The organism is Acinetobacter stercoris (assembly GCF_900323515.1).
Classification (GTDB): Bacteria; Pseudomonadota; Gammaproteobacteria; order Pseudomonadales; family Moraxellaceae; genus Acinetobacter; species Acinetobacter stercoris.
Map to the genome: position 1 here is coordinate 1 of NZ_OOGT01000266.1, position 4,229 is coordinate 4,229.

Sequence of the window (4,229 nt, forward strand, 5' to 3'; positions counted from 1 at the left end):
GTCCAAATCAAACAAAAACTTTTATAGATTGAAAGAATTAAGCAAGTTTAGCTTTGATTTTAGCTGAAACTTGTGCAGGATCGGCACGTCCGGCTATGATCGGACGTAGAGAATTCATCACCTTACCCATATCTTTCATGCTAGTAGCACCTTGCGCTTCAATGGTTTGCGCAATGAGAGAATCAAGCTCTTCCTCTGACATAGCTTCAGGTAGAAATTGAGATAAAATTTCAATTTCGGCTTGTTCTTTACTAGCTAAATCTTCTCGGCCAGCGCCTACATAGGCTTTAACTGACTCTTTGCGTTGCTTGATTTGCTTTTCAATGACCGCAAGAACTTGCTGATCGTCAAGCTCAATGCGCTCATCGACTTCGATTTGCTTGATTGCTGCCTGTAGACTACGAATTACCGTTAACTTATCCATTTCTTTAGCACGCATAGTTGCTTTCAAAACATCAGTTATTTGGTTTTTTAAAGTAGTCATTTAAGTTGTCCAGTCAGTCAATCAGTCACAAATAAATCTTAGTAAAGGCGAGTAGTACGTACTGATTCACGCGCCAATTTCTTTTGGTAGCGTTTAACAGCAGCAGCTTTTTTACGTTTACGTTCTTGAGTTGGTTTTTCGTAGAATTCGCGTTTACGTACGTCAGCTAAAACACCAGCTTTTTCGCATGAACGTTTGAAACGACGGATAGCTACGTCAACTGGTTCGCCTTCTTTCAATTTAACTTGTGGCATGAAGAATCCTCATTAGTTTATGGATAAGACTACATACACAATTGTAAGTAGTCACAAGTGAAGTGCAGTATTTTACTCATTTACATCTCATATCACAAGTCTATAATAGCGTTTGCAATATTTTGATACGGGTAAAAGGCAGATAAATGATCGTTCTTGGCTTAGAAACTTCATGCGATGAAACAGGTCTAGCGCTCTATGACAGTGAAGTCGGCTTAAGAGGACAAGTATTATATAGTCAGATTAAACTACATGCCGAATATGGTGGCGTAGTTCCTGAACTTGCATCCCGTGATCATGTGCGAAAGCTTATTCCATTGATAAATCAGTTGCTTGAACAAAGTAATGTAAAGAAAAACGAAATTGACGCTGTTGCTTATACGCGTGGTCCTGGTCTTATGGGGGCACTTATGACAGGAGCGCTGTTTGGTCGTACTCTGGCATTTGCTTTAAATAAACCGGCAATCGGTGTGCATCATATGGAAGGGCATATGCTTGCACCATTGTTATCCAATAATCCGCCAGAATTCCCGTTTGTCGCGTTATTGGTGTCAGGTGGACATACTCAACTCATGGCTGCACATGGAATAGGTCAGTATGAAATTTTAGGTGAATCAATTGATGATGCAGCAGGGGAAGCCTTCGACAAGGTTGCAAAAATGATGGGGCTTCCATATCCAGGGGGACCAAATATTTCCAGATTGGCTGCAAATGGAGATATGAATGCTTTTGATTTCCCACGCCCAATGCTACATCAGGGACTGGATTTTTCATTTAGTGGGTTAAAAACTGCTGTTTCAGTCCAGCTTAAAAAAGTTGAGGGTGAAAATCGTGAAGCTGACATTGCCGCCTCTTTTCAGGAGGCACTGGTAGATACCTTAGTTAAAAAATCTGTTAAAGCATTAAAACAGACAGGTTTAAAACGCTTGGTTATCGCTGGGGGGGTAAGTGCCAATAAACGGTTGCGTGAGCGTTTGGAAGCAGACTTGGCAAGAATCAAGGCAACTGTTTACTATGCTGAACCTGCTTTATGTACCGATAATGGTGCCATGATTGCATTTGCAGGGTATCAACGTTTAAAGGCTGGTCAGCATGATGGTTTATCTGTTACAACTACACCACGATGGCCAATGACTGAATTGACGAATCCTTTGTCACTATAAAAAATCATGAGTTGTGGTCATGTGAGCTACAATGACCACATTCTTAAAATATTTTATTTTCCAAAAGCTCTGGTGTTTAAATTGACTTGAGACGTTAATGCTAAATCATTCGCTGATTTTCCAACTGAAATGGTATAACTTCCTCCAGCAATTTTCCAATGACTATTTAAGGCATCATATTTCGAAAGTAATCGAGGGTCTGCACTGATCGTGACTTTTCGAGATTCGCCAGCTTTTAACTGAATACGATCAAAACCAAGTAAACGCATACGTTGACCATCAGGGGCATTGACTAGATAAAGCTGCGGTATTTCCGCACCATCACGCTGACCAGTATTTTTAATTGTGAATTGTGCAGTCACAGTATTACCGCCACTGAGTTTGAGATTGCTATATGAAAATTGTGTATAGCTCAGACCATGACCAAATGAAAATAATGGCTTGGCATGGGTTTTAGCCATCCAGCGATAACCAATTTCTGCACCTTCATGATAATTTATGGTTGTAGGGGTATCTGCCGGAGTGCCAAATCCAGGTAGTTCTGGATGGGGTGTTTGATGAATATCGGCGTAAAAAGTTACAGGCAGTCGACCAGATGGATTGACTTTACCAGAAAGGATTTCTGCAATAGCTGTTCCTCCTGCATTACCTGAATACCATGATTCTATAATCGCAGGTACCTGTTTATGCCATGGCATCGTGACAGGGTTTCCTGTTTGTAAAACGACTACTGTTTTAGGGTTTGCAGTACTTACAGCCCGAATCAGCTGGTCTTGACCCCAAGGTAGACTCAAGTCGGCATGGTCATGGTTTTCTGCTTCAGTTTTATAAGCAAATATTATTGCTATATCTGCCCTTTTTGCAATTGCTGCTGATTCAGCAGGTGTTTCACCAGCATCGGTTAAAAATTCAGCATGCGGAAATTGCTTACGCAGTTCATTTAATGGTGAAGGCCCCGTAATTGCGAGACGTCGAAGCGGGGCAAACATATTATTGCCACCTAATGGAATATTCATGGCGAAGCCACCAATCGGATCTACCAGACTTGAGCCACCACCACCACTAATCATTCCTTGATTTGAAAAGCCGCCAATAATGGCAATTTTTTTAACGTCAGACGGGATAGGAAGAAGATTATTGTTTTTAAGGAGCACTGTGCCTTGACGCGCAACTTCGACAGTAGATGCAATGTGAGCTTTTAGATCAGGTTGCGCTTGGGCACCATGCCATTGGTCGACGCCCGTTGAATAAATGGCGTACAAAATACGTTGAACCATATCCGATAGACGTTCTCTAGGAAATTGCCCATTTTTTAAGGCTTGCTGTAATGGGAGACCGAACCATTCTTTTTCATCTAGCTGGATTCCAGAATGCTGGTCTAGTCCTTTTAAAGCAAAGTCCCAATTGTAGACAGCTTTCCAGTCAGACATGATAAAGCCTTTATAATCCATGTCTTTTTTAATTTGTTGATTTAACAATGTGTCATTGCCACAGGTATACTCACCATTAACTTTGTTATATGCACACATGATTGAACCTGGTCGGGAACGCTCTATGGCAACCTGAAAACCTAACAATTCTGATTCACGATGTGCTGCAGGATCAATTCGGGCGTCTAAAAACCATTTATTAATTTCCTGAGAATTAAGAGAAGCATGCTTTAAAATACCCATAACTTTCTGGTCTTGAGTTCCTTTGACCGTTTCTGCTGCCATAACAGCACTTAACCAGGGGTCTTCTGAAAAATATTCAAAATTACGGCCATGACGAGGATCTCGAGCCAAATTAATACCACCACCGAGTACGACATTGAATCCTCTTGATTTGGCCTCTTTCCCTAATATTGCGCCAGCTTCATAAGCAAGTTTAGGGTTGAAAGTAGCAGCTAGAGCCTGAGCAGAAGGAAATGCAGTGGCTTGATCTCCTTTACGGCCACTACCTGGATTGGTAATTCCCATACCTGCATCTGTTAGAAGTAAATCTGGGATACCAAGTCGTGGAACACCTTTTACCCATCCGGCAATTTGAGGGATATTTTCAGGAATACGAGCATCGCGCTCAGAGCTAAAGTCTGGTTTTAATACCATAACCATAAGACTTTGAATCAGACCAAAACGTTCTTCGTCTGTCATTTGTTTCTCGGTGGCTATGGCTCTTTTTTGGGCATTCTCTATCTTGGGGGATTCAGCAAAAACTAAAGGCGAACTGTATCCTAAACTACATATCATGCTCAGATTGACTAACATTTTGTGTGTTTTTTTTGGAAAACATTTTTTTTGATGCATTAATAATCACCCCGTATTAATTATCGTAATAATTGAATAATAA

General features: G+C 41.0%; 4 protein-coding genes. 1 reads left to right on the forward strand and 3 read right to left on the reverse strand.

Going from position 1 to position 4,229, the window contains the following annotated elements; translation table 11 throughout:
• Nucleotides 1–37 precede the first annotated feature (37 nt).
• Nucleotides 38–484, reverse strand: a complete 447-nt coding sequence (locus tag KPC_RS18160; RefSeq protein ID WP_121975737.1) for a GatB/YqeY domain-containing protein — start codon at nt 482–484, stop codon at nt 38–40.
• A 38-nt stretch (nt 485–522) separates the two neighbouring features.
• Entirely contained in the window at nt 523–738 is a 216-nt protein-coding gene (gene rpsU / locus KPC_RS18165; RefSeq protein ID WP_001136722.1) for a 30S ribosomal protein S21, read from the reverse strand.
• Nucleotides 739–884: 146 nt separating this feature from the next.
• Between rpsU and tsaD the strand changes: the two genes are divergently transcribed.
• Entirely contained in the window at nt 885–1,901 is a 1,017-nt protein-coding gene (tsaD, locus tag KPC_RS18170; protein ID WP_121975738.1) for a tRNA (adenosine(37)-N6)-threonylcarbamoyltransferase complex transferase subunit TsaD, read from the forward strand.
• Between the two features lie 53 nt (nt 1,902–1,954).
• On the opposite strand, the gene KPC_RS18175 is transcribed toward tsaD, so the two are convergent.
• Nucleotides 1,955–4,033 (reverse strand): beta-glucosidase, encoded by a 2,079-nt coding sequence (locus KPC_RS18175; RefSeq protein ID WP_121975739.1) that lies wholly within the window; start codon nt 4,031–4,033, stop codon nt 1,955–1,957.
• Nucleotides 4,034–4,229 lie beyond the last annotated feature (196 nt).

What these genes read in the sequence shown, in the direction of transcription:
- tsaD (WP_121975738.1), top strand. Translation starts at nt 885, where the DNA reads ATGATCGTTCTTGGCTTAGAAACTTCATGCGATGAAACAGGTCTAGCG.
- KPC_RS18160 (WP_121975737.1), bottom strand. Translation starts at nt 484, where the DNA reads ATGACTACTTTAAAAAACCAAATAACTGATGTTTTGAAAGCAACTATG.
- KPC_RS18175 (WP_121975739.1), bottom strand. Translation starts at nt 4,033, where the DNA reads ATGACAGACGAAGAACGTTTTGGTCTGATTCAAAGTCTTATGGTTATG.
- rpsU (WP_001136722.1), bottom strand. Translation starts at nt 738, where the DNA reads ATGCCACAAGTTAAATTGAAAGAAGGCGAACCAGTTGACGTAGCTATC.